This window comes from Bradyrhizobium sp. S69, assembly GCF_009766005.1.
In the GTDB taxonomy this organism is placed as follows: Bacteria; Pseudomonadota; Alphaproteobacteria; order Rhizobiales; family Xanthobacteraceae; genus Bradyrhizobium.
Map to the genome: position 1 here is coordinate 496,319 of NZ_LMUK01000041.1, position 20,253 is coordinate 516,571.

Consider the following 20,253-nt stretch of genomic DNA (forward strand, 5'->3'; position numbering starts at 1 on the left):
CTCAGGATGACGCACTGGGAAAACATGATGTCACTACTCGAAGTCAAAAATCTGCAGGTCCGTGTCGAGGAGCGTGAAATTCTCCACGGGCTGTCGCTGACGGTCAATCCCGGCGAAGTGCATGCGATCATGGGGCCGAACGGCTCCGGCAAATCGACGCTCTCGCATGTGATCGCGGGCAAGCCGGGCTATCAAGTCACCGGCGGCGAGATCCTGTTCAAAGGTGAAGACCTCCTGGAGATGGCGCCCGACGTGCGCGCCGCCAAGGGCGTATTCCTGGCGTTCCAATATCCGGTCGAAATCCCCGGCGTCGCCACCATGAATTTCCTGCGCACCGCGCTGAACGCCCAGCGCAAGGCGCGCGGCGAGAGCGAATATTCGACGCCGGATTTCCTGAAGAAAGTGCGCGAGGTCGCCGCGTCGCTGAACATCCCGCAGGACATGCTGCGCCGTGGCGTCAATGTCGGGTTCTCCGGCGGCGAGAAGAAGCGCAACGAAATTCTGCAGATGGCGTTGTTCCAGCCCAGCCTCTGCATCCTCGATGAAATGGATTCCGGCCTCGATATCGACGCGCTGCGGGTCGCCGCGGACGGCGTCAACGCGCTGCGCTCGCCGGAGCGCGCCATGGTGGTGATCACGCATTACCAGCGGCTGCTCAATTACATCGTGCCCGATGTGGTGCACGTGATGTCGAAGGGCCGTGTGGTGAAGAGCGGCGGCAAGGAACTGGCGCTGGAACTCGAGGCTTCCGGCTACGCGCAGTTCGAAGACGCGGCCTGAACAACGGATCGATGATGAATTTGGTATTGGCAAAAACCGACACCGGACGCGCGATCAGCGATATTTTCGCTGTGGCGCGCGATCGGCTGCCCGGTGCCGGCAAAATCGCCGACGCGCGACGACAGGCGTTCGAGAGCTATGAGCGTGCGGGCCTGCCGCATCGGCGCATCGAAGACTGGAAATATACCGATTTACGCGTGCTGATGCGCGACGTGCTGCCGCTGGCCGCGGCGCCCGATGCGGCTGCGCTGAAGCGCGCCGAGGCCGCAGCGAAGGCGCATGCGGTCGAAGGCGCGCGCCGCCTGGTGCTGGTGGACGGCGTATTTGCCCCAAAACTGTCCGATGTCGGCAGGCTGGAAAGCGGGCTTTCGATCCGGACGCTGCGCGACGTGCTGGAGGCCGATGACGCCGCCTTGCACGCGCAATTGCTGGCGCCGGACAATTCCGATGCCATGGTGGCGCTCAACAGCGCGATGATGACCGACGGCCTCGTGATCGAGATCGCCGACGGCACGGCGCTGACGCAGCCCTTGCACATCGTTCATATCGCGAGCTCCGCGCAGCCTGCGGCGATGTTCACGCGCTCGCTGCTGAAACTCGGCAAGACCGCCGGCGCTACGCTGGTGGAAAGCTACATCGCCGCGGACGGCGCAAAGTCCTATCAGGTCCATGATGCGCTGGTGCTGGCGATCGGTGACGGCGCGCGGCTCGACCACGTGCGTTTGGTGGAGGATGGCCGCGACGCCTTCAATATTTCCTCATCGGTGGTGACGCTCGGCACACGGGCGCATTTCAATACGTTCGGGATGACCAGCGGCGCCGGCGTCAGCCGCTATCAGGCGGTGATCGCGGTTGCCGGCGAGCATTCCCGCGTCGAGACCAATGGCGTCAATCTGTTGAACGGCCGCCAGCACGCCGACTCGACGCTGTTCCTCGATCACGCGGTGCCGAACTGCTCGAGCCGCGAGATATTCCGGGCCGTGGTCGACGACCGCGCCCATTCGGTGTTCCAGGGCCGCATCATCGTTCGGCCCAAGGCGCAGAAGACCGACGCCAAGATGATGACGCGGGCGCTGTTGTTGTCCGATGAAGCCGAAGCGGACAACAAGCCGGAACTCGAGATTTTCGCCGACGACGTCACCTGCGGTCACGGCGCCACCACCGGTGCGCTCGACGAAAGCCTGCTGTTCTATCTGCGGGCGCGCGGCCTCTCCGAGAAGGAAGCGCAGGCGCTGCTGATCCAGGCCTTTGTCGGCGAGGCGATCGAACAGATTGCCAATGACCATCTGCGAGAAATGGCGATCGCGACCGCGCAACGCTGGCTGGAGGCGAGGGCATGACCATGCATCCGGCCGTCTCCAATGGTTCCTACGACGTCGCGCGGGTGCGGGAGGATTTTCCGGCGCTGTCGCTGAAAGTCTATGGCAAGCCGCTGGTCTATCTCGACAACGCGGCGTCGGCGCAGAAGCCGAATGCGGTGCTCGATCGCATGACCGAGGCCTACAAGAGCGAATACGCCAACGTCCATCGCGGCCTGCATTACCTCGCCAATGCGGCGACGGAGGCCTATGAGGGCGGCCGCGCCAAGGTCGCGAAATTTCTCAACGCCGGGCGGCCCGAAGAGATCGTCTTCACCCGCAACGCCACCGAGGCGATCAACCTCGTGGCTTCGTCCTGGGGTGCGCCGAATATTGGCGAGGGCGACGAGATCGTCATCTCGATCATGGAACACCATTCCAACATCGTGCCGTGGCATTTCCTCAGGGAACGTCAGGGCGCCGTGATCAAATGGGCGCCGGTCGATGACGAAGGTAACTTCCTGATCGAGGAGTTCGAGAAGCTTCTGACCCCGCGCACCAAGCTGGTCGCGATCACGCAGATGTCGAACGCGCTCGGCACGGTGGTCCCGGTCAAGGAGATCGTGAAGCTCGCCCATGACAGAGGCATCCCGGTGCTGGTCGACGGCAGCCAGGCCGCCGTGCACATGACGATCGATGTCCGGGATATCGATTGCGACTTCTACGTCTTCACCGGCCACAAGCTTTATGGCCCGACCGGCATCGGCGCGCTCTATGCCAAGCATGAGCATCTGGTGGCGATGCGTCCCTATAATGGCGGCGGCGAGATGATCCGCGAGGTTTCCCGCGACGTCGTCACCTATGGCGATCCACCGCACAAATTCGAGGCCGGCACGCCGGCGATCGTGGAATCGATCGGTCTTGGCGCCGCGATCGATTACGTCAATTCGATCGGCAAGGAGCGCATCGCAGCCCACGAGCACGATCTGATGGTCTATGCCCAGGAGCGCCTGCGCGAAATCAATTCGCTGCGCCTGATCGGCACCGCCCGCAACAAGGGCCCGGTGATCTCGTTCGAGATGAAGGGCGCGCATCCGCACGATGTCGCGACCGTGATCGACCGGCAGGGCATCGCGGTGCGCGCCGGCACCCATTGCGTGATGCCGCTTTTAGAGCGGTTCAATGTGACGGCGACCTGTCGCGCGTCATTCGGGATGTATAATACCCGCGAAGAAGTCGACCATCTGGCCCAGGCGCTCATCAAGGCACGGGAATTGTTTTCATGACCGACACCGCCCAAATCGAAACTGGCGAAGCCAAAGCCGGCGACGTCAAAACCGTCGAAGTCAAAACCGCCAACATGGAAACCCAGTCGGCGCTGCCGCCGGAGGAGACCGAGCGGCTGGGTGGCGAGATCGTGGCGGCGTTGAAGACGGTGTTCGATCCGGAAATTCCCGCCGATATCTACGAGCTCGGGCTGATCTACAAGGTCGACATCAAGGACGACCGCGCGGTGGATGTGATGATGACGCTGACGACGCCGAATTGTCCGGCGGCCGGCGAACTCCCGACCATGGTGGAGAACGCGGTCGCCAGCGTGCCCGGCGTCGGCGTGGTCAATGTCAATCTGGTCTGGGAACCGGCGTGGACGCCGGACCGGATGAGCGACGAGGCGCGCCTCGTCCTCAATATGTGGTGAAGTGTTCGCAAGGCTTAACGGGTTCGAGGCAGGATAGCGCTGAGATACATAGAGCTAAAGACAACCGGCATTGATTTGCCGCTGGGATAGACCACATGACTGACATGGCACCCGCTTCACCCACACCTGCTTCCAAGCCGAAGCCGCGGCCGCGCCCGCAGGTCATGAAATTGACCGACGCCGCGGCGCAGCGGATCGTCGAGCTCACCAATCGCGCCGATTCGGAGATCGTGGGCCTGCGGGTCGGCCTCAAGAACGGCGGCTGTGCCGGGCAATCCTATACGGTCGAATACGCCCATGAGGTCAAGCCGACCGACGAGGTCGTCGAAGACAAGGGCGTCAAGATCCTGGTCGATCCCAAGGCCGTCCTGTTCCTGCTCGGCACCGAGATGGACTACAAGGCCGACAAGATGCAGGCCCAGTTCATCTTCAACAATCCCAACCAGATCAGCGCCTGCGGCTGCGGCGAATCGGTGCAGCTGACGCCCGCCAAGATCGACGGCTGATCGCGGGTCGCGGGCCTCCCATGGACCGCGATTTCCTGATCGATCTGTTTGCGGGCTTCGGGCCGGTCACGATCCGCCGGATGTTTTCCGGCTTCGGCATTTCCGCTGATGGCACCAACTTCGCGCTCGCTCTTCGCGGCGGGCTGTATTTGCGCGCCGACGAGCAGACCATTGCGCGGTTCGAGGCGGAGGGATCGAAGCCGTTTTCGTACCAAACCCGGGCCAAGACCGTCACGGTTGCTTCCTATTGGACGCTGCCGGAGCGTCTGTACGACGATCCCGACGAGATGACGGATTGGGCCCGGGCGTCGCTGGCCGCCGCGCAACGCGCGGCCCTGCGCAAGCGCCCGAAGGCGAAGAAGGTGGCGGAGAAGAAGGCTGCGGTGAAAACAACTGCGAAGAAGAAGCCTGCGCCGAAGAAATCAGCCAAGAAAGCGCCTAAGAAAAAGAAGTCGTCATCCCCGGGATGAACGCAATTGCGTTCACCCGTGAGGAGCGCGTCTTCGCGCGTCTCGAAGGATGGCCGCACGCACTGCGCTGAACAGCATCCTTCGATGCTCGCCGAAGACGGCGAGCACCTCAGGATGACGGCGGAGATAGCTTCACGCGCTCTCAGGATGACAGGGCATTGGCGCTCACGCCACCTGGGTGTGCGCTTCCGCGACGTATTCCGGATCGACTTCGCAGATCACGCGGTTGCGGCCGTTGCGCTTGGCGGCATAGAGGCAGGCGTCGGCGCGTTCGATCAGCGAATCGGTATCGTCGCTGGGCTTGAGGATCGAGACGCCGACCGAAATGGTGACGCGGCCGAGAATTTCGCCGGTCGATTTCTTCTTCAGCTCTTTCGACATCACGGCGCGACGGATGTGGTCGGCAACCGTCAGCGCCTGGCGCAGCGCGGTATTCGGCAGCACGACCGCGAATTCCTCGCCGCCATAGCGCGCGGTGATGTCCTGGCCCTTGATGGTTTGCTTCAGCGACATGCCGACCAGGCGCAGCACCTGGTCGCCGGTCAAATGGCCGTAGGAATCGTTGAATGATTTGAAATGATCGATATCGAACATCAGCAGCGAGAGCGGCTGGCCGCTGGCGAGCGCGCTCTGTACGGCGTGCTCGATCGAACGATCGAAATATTTGCGGTTGCCGAGGCCGGTCAAGGGATCGGTCAGGCTCTCGGCCCGGATCGCCTCGAGGCTGTGCTGCAGATTGCTGATTTCCGTTTTCGACAGCGCCAGCCGTGTTTCCAGCGCTTTGTTGGTGTCGCGCATTTCGCGCGTGGCCTTCACCAGCGTTTGGATGACGGTCTTGACCTGGTCGTGATTGTCGGCGGCCGCGAGCGTGTTCGCGGCACCCGACAGGCTGGCGTCGTAGCTCGCCGACATGCCAAGGGCGTCGGTGATCAGGGTCATCACGTCGTCGATTTCACCGATCACGCGCGCGCCGACCTTGTCGATGCGGTCGGTGGTCTTGATCTGGGAAAGGTAGGTTTCGTAAATCTGTTCGAGATCGGCCTCGGTCAGTTTGCCGTTGCGGGCCAGCGTCTCGTTGATGATCTTGTTGAGGGGAGAATTGTATCCGGTCGCATAAACGTACCAGATCTCGTAATTGCGGGGGACGGCGGTTTGCCGGAGCGACTTGATCTGACCAAGCGCCACTTCCGCGAAGGCCAATGTGCGTTCGTGTTCGTCGAGCACTTCATGTCCCCAAATAGCGAGCGTTCTGCCCGTCGTACCAACCGCAATATCCAGAAATAATGCGATCAAGCTAACGGAGGAGAGTGAACGGCCGGTAAACGGGTTCCCTCGGCTGATTGTCGCAGCCGAATGCAGCATGAAGATTGGGCTTCTGTCTGCTCAGGCTTTGCCGGAGCAGACATTGTCGGATCGGCTTTGCCGGATCAAACCCGGGCGCGAACCGGCCGCAACAGGAAGGCCGGCAGATGCGAATGATCGGCGGGCTCCGATGCTGCATCGCGGGGGGCACGTGCCGCCTCGGCGCGACCGATCGAGGGCGTACGCGAAGCCGGGGGAGCGCTGGGCGGGGTAAAAGCCGCCGCGGGAGCCTGCTGCGGCTGCGGGGCCGAAGGGCGGTCGCGGTCGCCGCTGGAGCGTTGGCGCTCGCGGTCACCGCGGCGCGGCTTGCGGCCACCGCGCGAACCTTCGCGCGTGCGCGGCTCGCGGGGCTGTTCGGTATCGCGGCTGTGGGCTTCGCTCGCACCACCCTCCGAGGGCTCGATCGCGGCGCCGCCATCGGCGTGGGGAATGGTTTGCCCGGTCAGCTTTTCGATCGCGACCATCGACTTCTGGTCGAGCGGCGTGACGATCGAGATCGCGGTACCGGCACGGCCGGCACGGCCGGTGCGGCCGATGCGGTGGACGTAATCGTCGGCATGATGGGGAACGTCGAAATTGAACACATGGCTCACCGCCGGGATATCGAGGCCACGGGCGGCGACGTCGGAGGCGACCAGCAGCGGGATTTCACCGTTGCGGAATTGATTGAGGGCCGCGGTACGCGCCGACTGATCCATGTCGCCATGCAGGGCGCCGACGCTGAAGCCGTGCTTTTGCAGCGACTTGTAGAGCAAGGCGACTTCACGCTTGCGGTTGCAGAAGATGATGGCGTTCTGCAGATCCTTGGCATCGCGCAACAGGCGGCGGAGCACGTCGCGCTTCTCGTGCGGCTCGCGGCCGACCGCGACCTGAAACTGCGATACGCCCACGGCGGTGGTGGCGGGCCTCGAGACTTCGATCTTCTCGGGATTGTGCAGGAAGGTTTCGGTGATGCGGCGGATTTCGGCGGGCATGGTCGCCGTGAAGAACAGCGTCTGCCGCGTGAACGGGATCATCTTGCAGATGCGCTCGATGTCCGGAATGAAGCCCATGTCCAGCATGCGGTCGGCTTCATCGATGACCAACAGTTCGACGCCGGTGAGAAGCAGGCCGCCGCGCTCGGTGTGGTCGAGCAGCCGGCCGGGCGTTGCGATCAGCACGTCGACGCCACGGGTCAATTTGGTGTCCTGGTCGCCGAACGAGACGCCGCCGATCAACAGCGCGACATTGAGTTTCTGGCCAGCGCCGTATTTGTCGAAATTCTCCTTCACCTGGGCGGCGAGTTCGCGCGTCGGTTCAAGGATCAGCGTGCGGGGCATTCGGGCGCGGGCGCGGCCCTTTTCCAGCATGGTGAGCATCGGAAGGACGAAGGCCGCGGTCTTGCCGGTGCCGGTCTGGGCAATGCCGAGAACGTCTCGGCGGGCCAGAACATGGGGGATCGCCTGTTCCTGAATGGGAGTAGGGGTGGTGTAGCCGGTGGCCGCGACGGCGGCGAGCACCTTGTCGGACAAGCCAAGATGGGAAAAGGACATTGAGCCTCTGGTAGATACCGCCGCTTGGAATCTCAGAAAAAGCTGTCGCGCTCAACCCCGGAACGGCACGCAAATTTGCACGGGGTTTTTGGTTACGCAGACAGGCGGCTTAATCAAAGCATCGCGTTTCGATACCGGGCCGCGTCAAGCCGGAACATAGGGGCGAATTGGCCAAAGTCAATGGAGCTGGTCGGGAAGCATCGAAAAAGCTTAATGTTTCTGCACATTGGCGGCGTCTTGGACGGTGTTTTGGGCGGTGTTTTGGGTTGGTTCCGAGAACGCTCGGGGTGTCACGAAAGCTTCGTTTTTGCTCCACCTGCCGCGCCCGGTTCCGCTACGCTGAAGCGGCCGAATCGGCCCGCATTTGAGGGGGCGGTGGGCGGCGCTGGCACACGGGCGAGGGCATGTTCCCAAAGGCGCGTCTCGATACGCTAAGCGACGGAATCTACAGCGTCGCCATGACGCGATTGGTGCTCGATGTCCGGCTGCCGGATGATTTCCATCCGCAGGACGGCAACGAATTGCTGCGCGGCCTGATCGCGCTGTGGCCGAAATTCCTGCCCTATGTGCTGAGCTTCGGCGTGCTCGGGCTGCGCTGGCTCGCCAATATCCAGATCAGGACACGCGCCGAATTCGTCAGCCGCGAATACACCTCTTGGTGGCTGTTCTACCTTCTGCTCATCACCTGCGTGCCGTTCACCACCATGGTGGTCGGCCGCTACGGGCATTTCGCGCCGGCGATCTGGCTTTACGCCGGCCATACCCTGCTGATTGCCGCGGTCGGGCTGCGCTTGATCCTGATCACGCCGCATCTGGAGCAGGGCGAGCATTTGCGCGAACGGCAATTGTCGGCGGTGCTGCTGATGGGCCTTTCAGTGCTGGCGATCGCGCTCAGTTTTGTTCACCCGCGGCTGGCGCTATGGGTTCTTGTCCTGAATTTCGCCGCGCCGCTCGTGCACAGATGGCGCCGTCCGGCCAGCGTGCCGGATTGAACCGGCCAGAACGGAACTAGCAAGAACTGAACTACCAAGAATTGAACCGGCAAGACCGGTTTGCCGACCAAGGCACGGGTGGTTTGTGCGCGCCGGGGATGGATTGGATCAAGCGGGAAGTGCGATGATGAATTGGCTGCCGTTTCGAGCAGCGCTGGTTGCAGGCCTGGCTGCGTCCCTGATGGCGTTGGCGCAGCCGGCGCACGCCGAAAAGCGCGTCGCGCTGGTGATCGGCAACAACGACTACAAGAACGTTCCTAAGCTGCAAAAGGCGGTCAACGACGCCCGCACCATGGGCGAGACGCTCAAGCAATTGGGTTTCAGCGTGATGGTCGCCGAGAACCAGACCCGGCAGGCGTTCAGCGAAAGCCTGCTGGCGTTCGACGCCGCGGTTGGGCCCGGCGATACCGCGTTCTTCTTTTACGCCGGCCACGGCTTTGAAATCGCCGGCCAGAATTTCCTGCTGCCGACCGACGTGCCGGCCGCCGGCGAAGGCCAGGAAGAGCTGGTGCGCGATGCCTCGGTGCTCGCCGATCGCATCATCGAGCGGCTGCAGAACAAGAACGTGCGCACGGCGATCCTGGTGTTCGATGCCTGCCGCAACAATCCATTCGAGCGCGCGGGCACGCGGGCGTTGGCGGGCGGCGGCGGACTGGCGCCGATGACGCAATTGCCGGAAGGGGTGTTCTCGGTGTTTTCGGCAGGCCCCCGGCAGACCGCGCTCGATCGTCTCTCGAACACCGACGACAATCCGAATTCGGTGTTTACGCGCACGTTCTCAAAGGAGCTGCTGCAACCCGGCGAGAATATGGTCCAGGTCGCCCAGCACACCCGCCGGCTGGTCAGCGAGATGGCCGAGACCGTGAACCACAAGCAGATCCCGGTTTATTTCGACCAGATGGTCGATGACGTCTTCCTCAACGGCCTGGCAAAGGGGCTGCCGGAAGCGGCGACCAAGCCGCAGCAGCCTGCCGCGCCGCAGCAGCAGGTCGCGGCGTTGCCGCCGGTGCCGGCGCCGCGCGCACCGCCATCGAACGAGACCGTCAACGCGCCGATCGCGCTGTTCTCGCGCCACAATGGCGGCTGGACCGTGGTGTTCTCGATCCTCGATCCGACGCTCGGGATTTCCTGGCGGATGGGGGACGCCGGTGACTTCCGCGAGACCGGCTTTCTGGACACGCTCGATCCGCGAACCCGCAAGCGAATGCCCAACCCGTCGATCGAGATGTCCGCCGATGCGCCGGCGGCCACGCTTCAGGTTCGCTATGTCGATCTGTCGGGCGAGATGCAGGGGCCTTTTCCGATCAAGTTCGATCCGGAAGCGGCCCTGATCCACGACCAGCGCAAAATCCTCGACATGACCGCGACGAGCTGGCTGTCGTTTCGCGAGTTCAACGGATTGCTGGTCTATTACACCCAGCTGATGTCGTATCGCTGCGCGATCCGCGAGGCGCGCGTCGGCATCGACACCGCGGTGCCCGACAAGGTTTTGAAGATGCCGCCGTGCGATCCCAGGGATCCCAGCGTTATTCCGGGCGACGCGGTGCCGTATCTCAAATTGCCGCCCGCAACCAAATCGGTATCGGTTGAGTTGACCTATCGCGACGGCAGCGTGTCCGAGATCAAAAGCTTCCGTCGTTAGATTAGGATTTGTTTGAAGCGGCGGGCGGGCAAGTTCGTCACCTCGCCCGCTTGGGGGGAGAGGTCGAAATTCGCAAAGCGAATTTCGGGTGAGGGGGCCTATCCGCGAGTCAGAACTCGTTGCAAGAGCCCCTCACCCCACCCTCTCCCCGCAAGAGCGGGGCGAGGGAGAAGTGACGGAGGCTATCCCGAAACGGAAAAGCCGCCATCGACCGGAATCGCGGTGCCGGTCACAAAATCCGAGGCCGCCGAACTCAGGAACACCGCAATTCCGGCGAAGTCGGCGATATCGCCCCAGCGTGCCGCGGGCGTGCGCGCCAGCACCTTGTCGTGCAGCCCATCGATCTGTTGCCGCGCGCCCTTGGTCAGGTCGGTGTCGATCCAGCCCGGCAGCACGGCATTGGCCTGGATGTTGTCGGCGGCCCAGGCACACGCGCAGGCGCGGGTGAACTGCACGATACCGCCCTTGCTCGCGGCGTAAGCCGGGGCGAAGCTCGCGCCGAAGATCGACATCATCGAACCGATGTTGATGATCTTGCCGCCGCCGGCGGCCTTCATGGCCGGGTAAACCGCCTTCGAGCACAGGAAGGCGCTGGTCAGGTTGGTGTGGAGGACGCGGTCCCATTCCTCGATCTCGAGCGCCTGTGGCGGCTTGCGAATATTGATGCCGGCGTTGTTGACGAGAATATCGATGCGGCCGAGCTCGCTCGTGACGCGTTCGACCATGGCCGTGACGGCGCCTTTGTCGGTGACGTCGGTGACAACTGAGATCGCCTTGACGCCGTGCCGTCCCAATTCGGCGACTGCTTCATTCGACTTCGCCTGATTACGCGCGACGATCGCAATCGCAGCGCCGGCCTCGGCAAGCCCGCGCGCCATGCCAAGACCGATCCGCCATTGCCGCCGGTCACGATCGCGACCTTGCCGCTGAGATCGAACAGTTTCGCCGTCATGAGCATTCCCCATTGTTGTTGGGCGGGCAGGCGACTTCGCCAGGCCCACCAGGTTGGTCATGGATTCAATATCAAGGCTTTATCAGGCTTTGATGTCGCGCGCTTCAGCGCTTGCTCTGCCAGATCAGGATCAGGCCGAGCCCGCTTAAGGCGGCGCCATAGCCTGCCCATTGGAGCTGGCTGATCATGAAGCTCGATGCCGGCCAGCGGATCACGCCGGTGCCCTGGCCGATCCAGAGCAGTCCGATGGCGAGCGCAACAAGGCCGACGGTCAGAAGCAAATTGCGCATCAATTGATCCTCATCGGCACTGGCCGCGCGGCGCCCCAGCGCAACAGGCGTCAGAGTGGCGCATGGCTAACTACGGAGCAAGGGCGGATGAGGTTTTCGAATTTTCGCGCCGCGCCCTTCATCAGGGCACAAAAAAGCCCCGGACGATGCCGGGGCTTTTTATCAGATCAGTAAAGACCTCAGTACTTGAACGATCAGTACTTGGCGACGACCGGGCCACCCCAGTTGAAGCGGTAGACCAGCGAGGTGCTGACGGTCTGAACCAGGGAGTCGTTGAAGTTGTTGGTAATGCCGGTCGGCAGATTGGTGCCGTCGGCGAGTACGTTGATGCTCTTGTTGCCGTAGTAGGCAGCGCGATATTCGGTCTTCATGAACCAGCCGGGCGAGGTGATGCCGAAGATGTTCAGGTTGTTTTCGACGCCGCCGCCGATGAACCAGCCTTCACCCGTGAAGCCACCGGTGTGGAGACCCGACGGAGTGACGGTGACCGGGTTGAGCAAGGTCGAGCCAGACCAATCCGAACCGGTGTAACCCGCGTTGACGTAGGACAGAACGTTCGGCGCCACCAGATAGCCGAGGCGAGCACCTGCCGCCCAGGTATCGCGAAGCTTCTCGTTGCCGACGAGGCCACCATCCGAGATCGAACCCTTGATGCTGCCAAACTGACCGTCAGCGAGAATGCCGAAGACCCAGCTGCTGTTGAACTGCCAGTCGTAACCCGCGCCGACCGTGCCAAACACGCCATCGCCGCCCTGCTTGTTGTTTGCGCAGAGAACGCAATTGCCGGTCGCTGTGTTGGTGACGCCGGTGTTGGCGTCCCAGATGCCGCCGCCAGCGCCGCCGAAGATGTACAGGCCGGTCCAGCTCGGAGCGACCGCAATCGGCGCTGCCTTGGTGTAGGTACGGGCCGGAAGGTCAGCTGCAAAAGCCGATCCGCTAAAGGCCGCAACCGCGGTCAGAGCAAGCAGAAATTTTTTCATTTTAATCCCTCAGCCAGTTAAGCGCCCGAATTCGACCGCTCGAGAATCTCGAAATCTTCTGTCCCTGTTATAGACGGTTTCGTTCCGAAAGCTGTTGCGCGGTAAGCACACCCGCCGGAAAACGGCCTGAAGACGGCTTTTGGGTGGTTTTGCTGGAATTCATGTAAGTATCTGTAACTACTTAAGAAAACTACAGGTAGGGTTATACGTCCAGCAAGTCGTCGCGGGCGTACGGCGCCTTATCGGAAATGAAGGCAAACCGGGCCTCGGCTTTGGTGCCCATCAGCCGTTCGACCGAATCGGCGGTGCCTTCGCGGTCGTCGGCCAGAAGCACCACGCGCAGCATGCTGCGCTTGGCCGGGTCCATGGTGGTTTCCTTCAACTGCGCCGGCATCATTTCACCGAGGCCTTTGAAGCGGCCGACGTCGACCTTGGCGTTGGCGTTGAACTCGCTTTTGAGCAGCGCATCCTTGTGGGCGTCGTCGCGGGCGTAGACCGTCTTGCTGCCATGGGTGAGGCGGTAGAGCGGCGGCACGGCGAGATAGAGGTGGCCCTCGTCGATCAGCCGCGGCGTCTGCCGGTAGAAGAACGTGATCAGCAGCGAGGCGATATGCGCCCCGTCGACGTCGGCGTCGGTCATGATGATGATGCGCGAATAGCGCAAATCCTCTTCGCGGTAGTGCGGCCCGGTACCGCATCCGATCGCCTGCATCAGGTCGGAGAGCTGCGCGTTGGCGGTGAGCTTGTCCTTGGTGGCGGAGGCGACGTTGAGGATCTTGCCGCGCAACGGCAGGATCGCCTGGGTCTTGCGGTCGCGCGCCTGCTTGGCGCTGCCGCCGGCCGAGTCGCCCTCGACGATGAAGAGTTCGGAGCCTTCGGTGGCGCTGTTGGTGCAATCGGCGAGCTTGCCCGGCAGCCGCAGCTTCTTCACCGCGGTCTTGCGCGAGGTTTCCTTTTCGGCGCGGCGGCGCAGCCGTTCGTCGGCGCGTTCGATCACGAAATCCATCAGCCGCGAGGCCTGCACCGGATTGCCCGACAGCCAATGGTCGAACGGATCCTTGATGGCCTGCTCGACGATGCGCTGGGCTTCGGCGGTGGCGAGGCGGTCCTTGGTCTGGCCCTGGAATTCCGGCTCGCGCACGAACACCGACAGCATCACGGCCGCACCCACCATGACGTCTTCCGAGGTGATGGAGGCGGCGCGCTTGCCCTGTCCGACGCGCTCGGCGTGATCCTTGAGGCCGCGCAGCATCGCGCTGCGCATGCCCGATTCATGGGTGCCACCGTCCGGCGTCGGCACCGTGTTGCAATAGGACGACAGGAATCCATCGGCATCGGCGGTCCATGCCACCGCCCATTCGCAGGCGCCGTGAGCGCCATTGCGGCCGGACTTGCCGGAGAAGATATCGGGATGCACGAGGGTGTCGGCGTGGATCGCAGCGGCGAGGTAATCCTTCAATCCGCCGGGGAAGTGGAATTCGTCCTCCGCCGGTACGTCCTCAAGCCCCTTGAGCAATTCGGGGTCGCAGCGCCAGCGGATTTTCACGCCGCCGAACAGATAGGCCTTCGAGCGCGCCATCTTGAACAGCCGCTGCGGTCTGAACGCGGCCTTGGCGCCGAAAATCTCGGTGTCGGGCTTGAAGCGGATGGTGGTGCCGCGGCGGTTGTTGATTTTGCCGAGCTCCTGGAGCTTGCCCTTGGGATGGCCCCGCTCGAACGACATCTTGTAGAGTTTTTGTTCGCGCGCGACCTCGACCTCGAGCAGCGAGGAGAGGGCATTGACGACGGAGACGCCGACGCCGTGCAGGCCGCCCGAGGTCTCGTAGACCTTGGAATCGAATTTGCCGCCGGAATGCAGCGTGCACATGATGACTTCGAGCGCGGATTTCTTCGGAAATTTCGGATGCGGATCGACGGGAATGCCGCGGCCGTTATCGGTGACGGTCAGAAAGCCGTCGGCGCCGAGATGCACCTCGATGAAGGTCGCATGGCCCGCCAGCGCCTCGTCCATCGAATTGTCGATCACTTCGGCGAACAGATGGTGCAGCGCCTTTTCGTCGGTGCCGCCGATATACATACCGGGCCTGCGGCGCACCGGCTCGAGGCCTTCGAGCACCTCGATATCGGCCGCGGTGTAGCCGGCCTCGGCGCTGGCGGCGCGCGCGGCGACCTTCAACGGGCCCCTTCCTTTCGGTTCCGGAGCGCCGAACAGGTCGTTAGCTGATTTTGTCTTGGCGTTCGATTTCAATGGTTTGGGCATGTATCTTCATGTGTTGCGCGCGCAAGGGCGCGGCGAATCGGTTACCGTGACTATGCCATGGATGGGCTTAAAAAGTGACCGTCGACGGCAGCATCCTTGCGCCGTGCCAGTCGTTCCAACAGATAGGGCACTTGCCTTGACGATGCGAGGCCCGGAATGCAATCACCGCAACTGGCGCTCGCACGTCACCCACGCTTCGGCGATCTCGAAAAAGGCGGGGCGCGGCGGGTTCACGGCCTGCGTCCAGCTTTGTGACTTGCCGTCACGCGACGGGCTGGCGTACCTGCTATCGCGGTACCAAATCCCAAAACAGACGAAGGCCAAAGAGGGCCGCAGAAGGGCGTTTCGTTAATGGAAGATTTTGCGCGCGCGCTCGCTGACTTCGTGCGTGACCACTCGGCCTGGGCTTCCCCGATCGTGCTGTTGCTGGCGTTCGGTGAATCGCTCGCCTTTATCTCGCTGCTGATTCCGGCCTGGGGCGCGCTGGTCGCGATCGGCGCGTTGATCGGCGTCAGCGGCCTCAGCTTCTGGCCGCTCTGGATTGCCGGCGGGGTGGGGGCGGCGCTCGGCGACTGGGTCTCCTACTGGTTCGGCTTCAAATACAAGGAGCGAGTCGCCCAGATGTGGCCGCTGTCGCGCTATCCGGAAATCCTGCCGCGCGGCGAATCCTTCGTGAAGAAATGGGGCGTGCCGAGCATTTTCATCGGCCGGTTTTTCGGGCCGCTGCGGGCTTCGGTGCCGCTCGCGGCCGGGATATTCGAAATGCCGTATTGGAGCTTTCAGGTCGCCAATTTCGTTTCCGCGCTGGTGTGGTCGGCAGCACTTTTGCTGTTCGGCGACGTGATCGGGCAGCTGCTCGAATGGCTGTGGCGGGTGGCCTGAAGCCAACCGCTATCCCGTCAGAAACTGCCGCGCGGCGGCCAGAAATCCCGCAGGCGCATCCAAAGGTACGCCGTGGCCCGCTCTGGGCACCACAGCCAGGCGCACGTCAGGAATGATTTGGACCATCCGCTCCGCGATCTCCGGCGCGAGAATATCCGAAAGCTCGCCACGGATCAGTTGTGTGGGCACGTTGATGTTGGCGCAGGATTGCCATGCCGTCGCAGCATCCCGTCGTCGTAAATTGAGCGGCGAACGCAGGACCCGGTCGTAGCGATAGGTCCAACGACCGTCCTCCAACCGCATCAGGCTGTCATCCGAGCGACGGCGATGAAGCGCCTCGGGCGGCAGGGCGTTGATCGACCGCGCGATCGCAAAGGCTTCGTCGCGGCTCGAAAACACGTCGCTGGCCTGCACGCTGGCCTGGATGCGGCTGGAGCCAGATTGGATGATCTCTGGGCCGATATCGACGATGACGCAGGCCGCCAGCTCTTTCGGCCGGCGGCCGGCATATTCCATCGTGACCATGCCGCCCATCGAGAGGCCGAGCAGCGCAAATCGCCGCAAGCCCAGCGCGCCAACGAAGGTTTCGAGGTCATCGGCCATGTCGTCGATGCCGTATCGGTCCGCCGCCGCCCAATCTGTCTCGCCGTGACCGCGCTGATCGAGGGCGAGCACGCGATAGCGATCGGTCATGGCCTCGGCGAAGGCGTCCCAGGATCGCGCATGGCTGGTGTATCCGTGCAACAGCACCAGATTTGGCGCGTCCGCCTGCTTCGATCGCCAATCGCGAAAATGGAAGCGCAGGCCGTGCATCTCGATCAGTTCGTCGACGACGGCGGTTTGAGTAGGTTCGAGATAGCCCTGCATGGCCGAAATTCCCCTGGTTCTTGCCGTCTTCGCCGGAAGGTCGATGGCGATCTCTATATTGTCCGGGTAAAATAAGATGTCAATATCATCCGGATAAAATTAGCTGCCGCCGGCCCGAAAATGCTGAGACGGTGAAGCCGCCACGCGTGTTTTGCGCTGTCGCACGCTGCGTGAAACGCTGGTAAAACGCGCTACGCCGAAAGCCGGAAAGCGGAAAACCGCACCGGAACATCCTTTTGCTGGGAGAACATCCGATGGAACTGACCCGACGTCACGCACTGGCCGGAGTAGGGGCTGGGGTTGCCGGGATCGCCGCGGCGCCGTTCTTGACGGCCATTCCCGCGGATGCGGCGGCGCCGGTGGCGGACAAGCAGGCGCCAAGTTTCTATCGCTACAAGGTCGGCGATATCCAGGTGACGGTGGTGTCCGACGGCAAGAATGTCTTCAAGCTCGAGGATACCTTCATCGTCAATGCCAGGAAGGAAGAGGTCAACGCCGCGCTCGAGAGGGCGTTTTTGCCGCCCGACATGTTCACGATCTACTTCGCGCCGCTGGTGCTCAATACCGGCGGCAAACTCGTGGTGATCGACACCGGCAATGGCGCGTTGGCAAAGGCCAACACCAAGGGCGCCAACGGACTGTTCGCCGACAACATGGCCGCCGCCGGTTTCGATCCAAAGGCGGTCGACATGGTGGTGATTTCGCACTTCCACACCGATCACGTGAACGGCCTGCTGACGGCAGATGGCACGCCGGCGTTTCCCAACGCTGAAGTGCTGGTGCCGGCGACCGAGTGGAAATTCTGGATGGATGACGGCGAAATGAGCCGCGCGCCGGCGGGCCGCATGGCGGGGCTGTTCAAGAACAACCGCAACATTTTCGAGGCTGGCCTCAAGAAAAAAGTCACGCCTTACGAATGGGGCAAGGAAGTCGCGCCCGGGCTGCTCGCGGTCGAAACCGTCGGTCACACCCCGGGCCACACCTCCTATGTGCTGTCATCCGGGTCGGGCAAGGTCTTCATCCAGTCGGATGTCACCAACAACCCGAATCCGTTCGCGACCAATCCGGGCTGGCACGCCTTCTTCGACCAGGACGGCGATGTTGCCGAAAAGACCCGCCGCCGAATCTACGACATGGTCGCGGTCGAGAAGCTGCAAGTGCAGGGCTTCCACTATCCGTTCCCCGGATTGGGCCATGTCGAAAAGGACGGCAGCGGTTACCGCGTGGTCCCCGCGCCGTGGAATCCGGTGATCTGATCCGCAACAGCGATGGCTTGACGAAAATCGCCCGCGGCCCTATAGCCGCGCCCATGATCAACGCTGCGACCATTTCTGTCGTTCGCCGCCGTACCTTCGCGGTACGGGCGGACATCTGCGTTTAAGATATCAGCCCCTGCCGCCGGATCCATTCCGCGGCGTTTCCCCTTAAAAATCTCGCGGTTCGATCTGGCGGCTCCTACGTCAAGCAGGAGTTTGAAGATGTATACGCCCCCGATGTTCAAGTCCGACCGCGCCGCAGGCCTGGCGTTTGCGGAAGCGCGCGGATTCGGCACGGTCTGCGCCTTTGACGGCAAAAAGCCGACCGCTTCGCCGTTGCCGTTCTACCTCGACTACGCCGATGACGGCACGCCGCGCGCAGCGTTTCACGTCGCGCGCGGCAATCCGCTGATCAAGCTCGCGGACGGCGCATCGTGCTGGACGCTGGCCGTGAACGGTGCGGACGCCTATGTATCGCCCGACTGGTACGTCTCGCCGGATCAGGTGCCGACCTGGCTCTACCAGACGGTGCATCTCAGCGGCACGGTGCGAAAGCTGTCCGACGAAGAATTGGCCGTGCAGATCGAGGTGCTCAGCGCCAAATTCGAGGCCTGGCTCGCGCCGAAACCGCCATGGACCTCGTCGAAGATGACGGCCGGGCGGCTGGACGCGATGAAAAAAGCCATCGTCGGCCTGGTGCTGCATGTCGAAGAGGTCGACGGCAGTTTCAAACTCAACCAGCATAAATCCGATGCGGATCATGCGGCGATCGCTTCGGCGCTGATGCGACAGCCAGATGACGCCGCGCAGAAGATCGGAAAACAGATGGTCGCGCTGCGGCCGCAGTTGGATTACACATCAGCGATGCCCGTCAGCGCATCCGAGCAATCGAGGAACGTGCCATGACTCTCATTGACACCAAGCAATCGCACATCAGCGACGCGACCAAAACGCCCAGCGTATTCGTCGACGGCGCGGCCGGAACGACCGGCCTTGGCATTAACGAGCGCCTCGCACGGCAGAACGACGTCGTGGTGAAAAGCATCGCCGACGACAAGCGCAAGGATGCGGGGGCCAAGCGCGCGCTGATGGAGGAGGTGGATCTCGTGATCCTGTGCCTGCCGGACGAGGCCGCGAAACAGACCGTAGCCCTAATCGACAGCATGGGTAATGCTGCTCCCAAGGTGCTGGATGCATCGACGGCGTTTCGCGTCGCCGCCGACTGGACCTATGGTTTTCCGGAACTCGCGCCGGATCAGGCCGATAAGATCCGAGCCGCGCGCAAGGTCTCGAATCCGGGTTGCTATCCGACCGGCGGCATCGCGCTGCTGCGGCCGTTGGTGGATGCCGGCATGGTCCCTGCGGACTACCCGATTACGATCAATGCGGTGAGCGGCTATTCGGGTGGCGGCAAGTCGATGATCGAAAGCTTCGAGAATGGCACGGCGCCGGCCTTCGAACTCTATGGCCTCGGCTTCGAGCACAAGCATCTGCCCGAGACGCAGCTTTACGCCCATCTGACGCGACGGCCGATCTTTGTTCCGTCGGTCGGCGATTACCGGCAGGGCATGCTGGTGTCGATCCCGCTGCATCTCGATACGCTGCCCGGCAAGCCGGCGGGCGCCGACCTGCACGCCGCGCTTTCCAAGCGTTACGCGGGGAGCAAATACGTCTCGGTGATGCCGATCGACGACGCCGCGATCAAGACCGGCAAGCTCGAGCCGGAGGCGCTCAACGAGACCAACCAGCTCGAACTGTATGTGTTCGCCAGCGACAAACACGGTCAGGCGGTTCTGGTCGCGCGCCTCGACAATCTGGGCAAGGGCGCCTCGGGGGCGGCGGTGCAGAACATGCGACTGATGCTGGGTTTTGCCGAGGTGTAATCTTGGACGACGCGACGCTGCAATTCTACCGGAGCAACGCCCAGTCCTATGCGGACTGGGCGAAGGCGCCGTCGACGCGGCTGCGAAAATTTCTCGCGCTGCTGCCTGCGGCAGGTTCGGTGCTTGAGCTCGGCTGCGGCGCCGGCAATCATTCGGCCGCGATGCTGGAAGCGGGATTTGCCGTCCATGCCACCGACGGTTCACCTGAGATGGCCGAGGTCGCGTCGCGTCGTCTCGGCCATCCGGTCCAGACGCTGCTGTTCCACGAACTCGACGAACAGGACGCCTATGACGGTGTCTGGGCCAGCGCCTGTCTGTTGCATGTGCCCCGCGATGAATTGACCGCGATCCTGGCCCGCATCCACCGCGCGCTGAAACCGTCCGGCGTTTTCTATGCGAGCTTCAAGGTCGGCGAGGGCGACGGTCGCGACAGCCTCGGCCGTTACTACAACTATCCCTCGCCGGAGTGGCTTGCGGCCAGCTACGCCACCGCGGCGAGCTGGACCCAGCTGTCATCCGATAGCAGCGAGATCCAGAGTTTTGACGCGGCGCCCGCGACGATGTTGCATCTGGTGGTGCGAAAGAGCGCGGCGTAATTCCCG

The 20,253-nt window shown here is 62.8% G+C and carries 19 protein-coding genes and 1 pseudogene; 13 read left to right on the forward strand and 7 right to left on the reverse strand.

All coding sequences use genetic code 11. From position 1 onward, the window contains the following. Window positions 1-27 precede the first annotated feature (27 nt). The 6 genes from sufC to GSQ88_RS19815 all read left to right on the forward strand — a co-directional run bounded on the left by sufC (window position 28) and on the right by GSQ88_RS19815 (window position 4,753). Complete coding sequence (gene sufC / locus GSQ88_RS19790; RefSeq protein ID WP_159009392.1) at window positions 28-780, forward strand: Fe-S cluster assembly ATPase SufC; 753 nt, start codon at window positions 28-30, stop codon at window positions 778-780. Window positions 781-794: 14 nt separating this feature from the next. After that, window positions 795-2,120, forward strand: coding sequence for a Fe-S cluster assembly protein SufD (gene sufD / locus GSQ88_RS19795; protein WP_159009393.1), 1,326 nt, complete (start codon window positions 795-797; stop codon window positions 2,118-2,120). Beyond that, complete coding sequence (locus GSQ88_RS19800; protein ID WP_159009394.1) at window positions 2,117-3,364, forward strand: cysteine desulfurase; 1,248 nt, start codon at window positions 2,117-2,119, stop codon at window positions 3,362-3,364. Before sufD ends, GSQ88_RS19800 begins: the two co-directional genes overlap by 4 nt. Before the next feature lie 74 nt (window positions 3,365-3,438). Beyond that, the gene (locus GSQ88_RS19805; RefSeq protein ID WP_159009515.1) at window positions 3,439-3,777 is read left to right on the forward strand and encodes an SUF system Fe-S cluster assembly protein; all 339 of its coding nucleotides are present in this window, start codon (window positions 3,439-3,441) and stop codon (window positions 3,775-3,777) included. Between the two features lie 95 nt (window positions 3,778-3,872). After that, window positions 3,873-4,283, forward strand: a complete 411-nt coding sequence (locus tag GSQ88_RS19810) for a HesB/IscA family protein (RefSeq protein ID WP_159009395.1) — start codon at window positions 3,873-3,875, stop codon at window positions 4,281-4,283. A 20-nt stretch (window positions 4,284-4,303) separates the two neighbouring features. Then, window positions 4,304-4,753 carry a TfoX/Sxy family protein gene (locus GSQ88_RS19815; RefSeq protein WP_159009396.1) on the forward strand — a complete coding sequence of 150 codons (450 nt, stop codon included), beginning with the start codon at window positions 4,304-4,306 and terminating at the stop codon, window positions 4,751-4,753. 165 nt (window positions 4,754-4,918) lie between these two features. Here GSQ88_RS19815 and GSQ88_RS19820 read toward each other — a convergent pair whose 3' ends face one another. After that, on the reverse strand, window positions 4,919-5,977 hold the full coding sequence (locus tag GSQ88_RS19820) for a GGDEF domain-containing protein (protein ID WP_246784879.1): 1,059 nt from the start codon (window positions 5,975-5,977) through the stop codon (window positions 4,919-4,921). A 203-nt stretch (window positions 5,978-6,180) separates the two neighbouring features. After that, a complete protein-coding gene (locus GSQ88_RS19825; protein WP_159009398.1) occupies window positions 6,181-7,647 on the reverse strand; it encodes a DEAD/DEAH box helicase in 1,467 nt (488 codons plus the stop codon). 404 nt (window positions 7,648-8,051) lie between these two features. Here GSQ88_RS19825 and GSQ88_RS19830 point away from each other — a divergent pair, with 404 nt between their 5' ends. Further along, a complete protein-coding gene (locus tag GSQ88_RS19830; protein ID WP_159009399.1) occupies window positions 8,052-8,639 on the forward strand; it encodes a TMEM175 family protein in 588 nt (195 codons plus the stop codon). 127 nt (window positions 8,640-8,766) lie between these two features. Then, on the forward strand, window positions 8,767-10,281 hold the full coding sequence (locus GSQ88_RS19835; RefSeq protein ID WP_159009516.1) for a caspase family protein: 1,515 nt from the start codon (window positions 8,767-8,769) through the stop codon (window positions 10,279-10,281). 182 nt (window positions 10,282-10,463) lie between these two features. On the opposite strand, the pseudogene GSQ88_RS19840 reads toward GSQ88_RS19835, so the two are convergent. From GSQ88_RS19840 to parE, 4 genes and pseudogenes are all read right to left on the reverse strand, one after another. Continuing rightward, window positions 10,464-11,233 (reverse strand): annotated as a pseudogene (locus GSQ88_RS19840) (SDR family NAD(P)-dependent oxidoreductase). A 104-nt stretch (window positions 11,234-11,337) separates the two neighbouring features. Then, window positions 11,338-11,523 (reverse strand): hypothetical protein, encoded by a 186-nt coding sequence (locus GSQ88_RS19845; protein WP_159009400.1) that lies wholly within the window; start codon window positions 11,521-11,523, stop codon window positions 11,338-11,340. Between the two features lie 194 nt (window positions 11,524-11,717). Further along, entirely contained in the window at window positions 11,718-12,503 is a 786-nt protein-coding gene (locus tag GSQ88_RS19850; RefSeq protein ID WP_159009401.1) for an outer membrane protein, read from the reverse strand. Between the two features lie 202 nt (window positions 12,504-12,705). After that, the gene (gene parE, locus GSQ88_RS19855; RefSeq protein WP_159009402.1) at window positions 12,706-14,763 is read right to left on the reverse strand and encodes a DNA topoisomerase IV subunit B; all 2,058 of its coding nucleotides are present in this window, start codon (window positions 14,761-14,763) and stop codon (window positions 12,706-12,708) included. 351 nt (window positions 14,764-15,114) lie between these two features. On the opposite strand from parE, the gene GSQ88_RS19860 reads away from it, so the two are divergent. Continuing rightward, entirely contained in the window at window positions 15,115-15,645 is a 531-nt protein-coding gene (locus GSQ88_RS19860) for a DedA family protein (protein WP_159009403.1), read from the forward strand. A 9-nt stretch (window positions 15,646-15,654) separates the two neighbouring features. Here the strand turns inward: GSQ88_RS19860 and GSQ88_RS19865 are convergent, their stop codons facing one another. Further along, a complete protein-coding gene (locus GSQ88_RS19865) occupies window positions 15,655-16,512 on the reverse strand; it encodes an alpha/beta fold hydrolase (protein ID WP_159009404.1) in 858 nt (285 codons plus the stop codon). A 254-nt stretch (window positions 16,513-16,766) separates the two neighbouring features. On the opposite strand from GSQ88_RS19865, the gene GSQ88_RS19870 reads away from it, so the two are divergent. The 4 genes from GSQ88_RS19870 to GSQ88_RS19885 all read left to right on the forward strand — a co-directional run bounded on the left by GSQ88_RS19870 (window position 16,767) and on the right by GSQ88_RS19885 (window position 20,247). Continuing rightward, window positions 16,767-17,768, forward strand: coding sequence for an MBL fold metallo-hydrolase (locus tag GSQ88_RS19870; protein WP_159009405.1), 1,002 nt, complete (start codon window positions 16,767-16,769; stop codon window positions 17,766-17,768). 222 nt (window positions 17,769-17,990) lie between these two features. Continuing rightward, a complete protein-coding gene (locus GSQ88_RS19875; protein WP_159009406.1) occupies window positions 17,991-18,674 on the forward strand; it encodes an FMN-binding negative transcriptional regulator in 684 nt (227 codons plus the stop codon). Beyond that, on the forward strand, window positions 18,671-19,651 hold the full coding sequence (gene argC, locus GSQ88_RS19880; protein ID WP_159009407.1) for an N-acetyl-gamma-glutamyl-phosphate reductase: 981 nt from the start codon (window positions 18,671-18,673) through the stop codon (window positions 19,649-19,651). Before GSQ88_RS19875 ends, argC begins: the two co-directional genes overlap by 4 nt. A 2-nt stretch (window positions 19,652-19,653) precedes the next feature. Further along, window positions 19,654-20,247 carry a class I SAM-dependent methyltransferase gene (locus GSQ88_RS19885; RefSeq protein WP_159009408.1) on the forward strand — a complete coding sequence of 198 codons (594 nt, stop codon included), beginning with the start codon at window positions 19,654-19,656 and terminating at the stop codon, window positions 20,245-20,247. Window positions 20,248-20,253 lie beyond the last annotated feature (6 nt).

What these genes read in the sequence shown, in the direction of transcription:
- sufC (WP_159009392.1), top strand. Translation starts at nt 28, where the DNA reads ATGTCACTACTCGAAGTCAAAAATCTGCAGGTCCGTGTCGAGGAGCGT.
- sufD (WP_159009393.1), top strand. Translation starts at nt 795, where the DNA reads ATGAATTTGGTATTGGCAAAAACCGACACCGGACGCGCGATCAGCGAT.
- GSQ88_RS19800 (WP_159009394.1), top strand. Translation starts at nt 2,117, where the DNA reads ATGACCATGCATCCGGCCGTCTCCAATGGTTCCTACGACGTCGCGCGG.
- GSQ88_RS19805 (WP_159009515.1), top strand. Translation starts at nt 3,439, where the DNA reads ATGGAAACCCAGTCGGCGCTGCCGCCGGAGGAGACCGAGCGGCTGGGT.
- GSQ88_RS19810 (WP_159009395.1), top strand. Translation starts at nt 3,873, where the DNA reads ATGACTGACATGGCACCCGCTTCACCCACACCTGCTTCCAAGCCGAAG.
- GSQ88_RS19815 (WP_159009396.1), top strand. Translation starts at nt 4,304, where the DNA reads ATGGACCGCGATTTCCTGATCGATCTGTTTGCGGGCTTCGGGCCGGTC.
- GSQ88_RS19825 (WP_159009398.1), bottom strand. Translation starts at nt 7,647, where the DNA reads ATGTCCTTTTCCCATCTTGGCTTGTCCGACAAGGTGCTCGCCGCCGTC.
- GSQ88_RS19830 (WP_159009399.1), top strand. Translation starts at nt 8,052, where the DNA reads ATGTTCCCAAAGGCGCGTCTCGATACGCTAAGCGACGGAATCTACAGC.
- GSQ88_RS19835 (WP_159009516.1), top strand. Translation starts at nt 8,767, where the DNA reads ATGAATTGGCTGCCGTTTCGAGCAGCGCTGGTTGCAGGCCTGGCTGCG.
- GSQ88_RS19845 (WP_159009400.1), bottom strand. Translation starts at nt 11,523, where the DNA reads ATGCGCAATTTGCTTCTGACCGTCGGCCTTGTTGCGCTCGCCATCGGA.
- GSQ88_RS19850 (WP_159009401.1), bottom strand. Translation starts at nt 12,503, where the DNA reads ATGAAAAAATTTCTGCTTGCTCTGACCGCGGTTGCGGCCTTTAGCGGA.
- parE (WP_159009402.1), bottom strand. Translation starts at nt 14,763, where the DNA reads ATGCCCAAACCATTGAAATCGAACGCCAAGACAAAATCAGCTAACGAC.
- GSQ88_RS19860 (WP_159009403.1), top strand. Translation starts at nt 15,115, where the DNA reads ATGGAAGATTTTGCGCGCGCGCTCGCTGACTTCGTGCGTGACCACTCG.
- GSQ88_RS19865 (WP_159009404.1), bottom strand. Translation starts at nt 16,512, where the DNA reads ATGCAGGGCTATCTCGAACCTACTCAAACCGCCGTCGTCGACGAACTG.
- GSQ88_RS19870 (WP_159009405.1), top strand. Translation starts at nt 16,767, where the DNA reads ATGGAACTGACCCGACGTCACGCACTGGCCGGAGTAGGGGCTGGGGTT.
- GSQ88_RS19875 (WP_159009406.1), top strand. Translation starts at nt 17,991, where the DNA reads ATGTATACGCCCCCGATGTTCAAGTCCGACCGCGCCGCAGGCCTGGCG.
- argC (WP_159009407.1), top strand. Translation starts at nt 18,671, where the DNA reads ATGACTCTCATTGACACCAAGCAATCGCACATCAGCGACGCGACCAAA.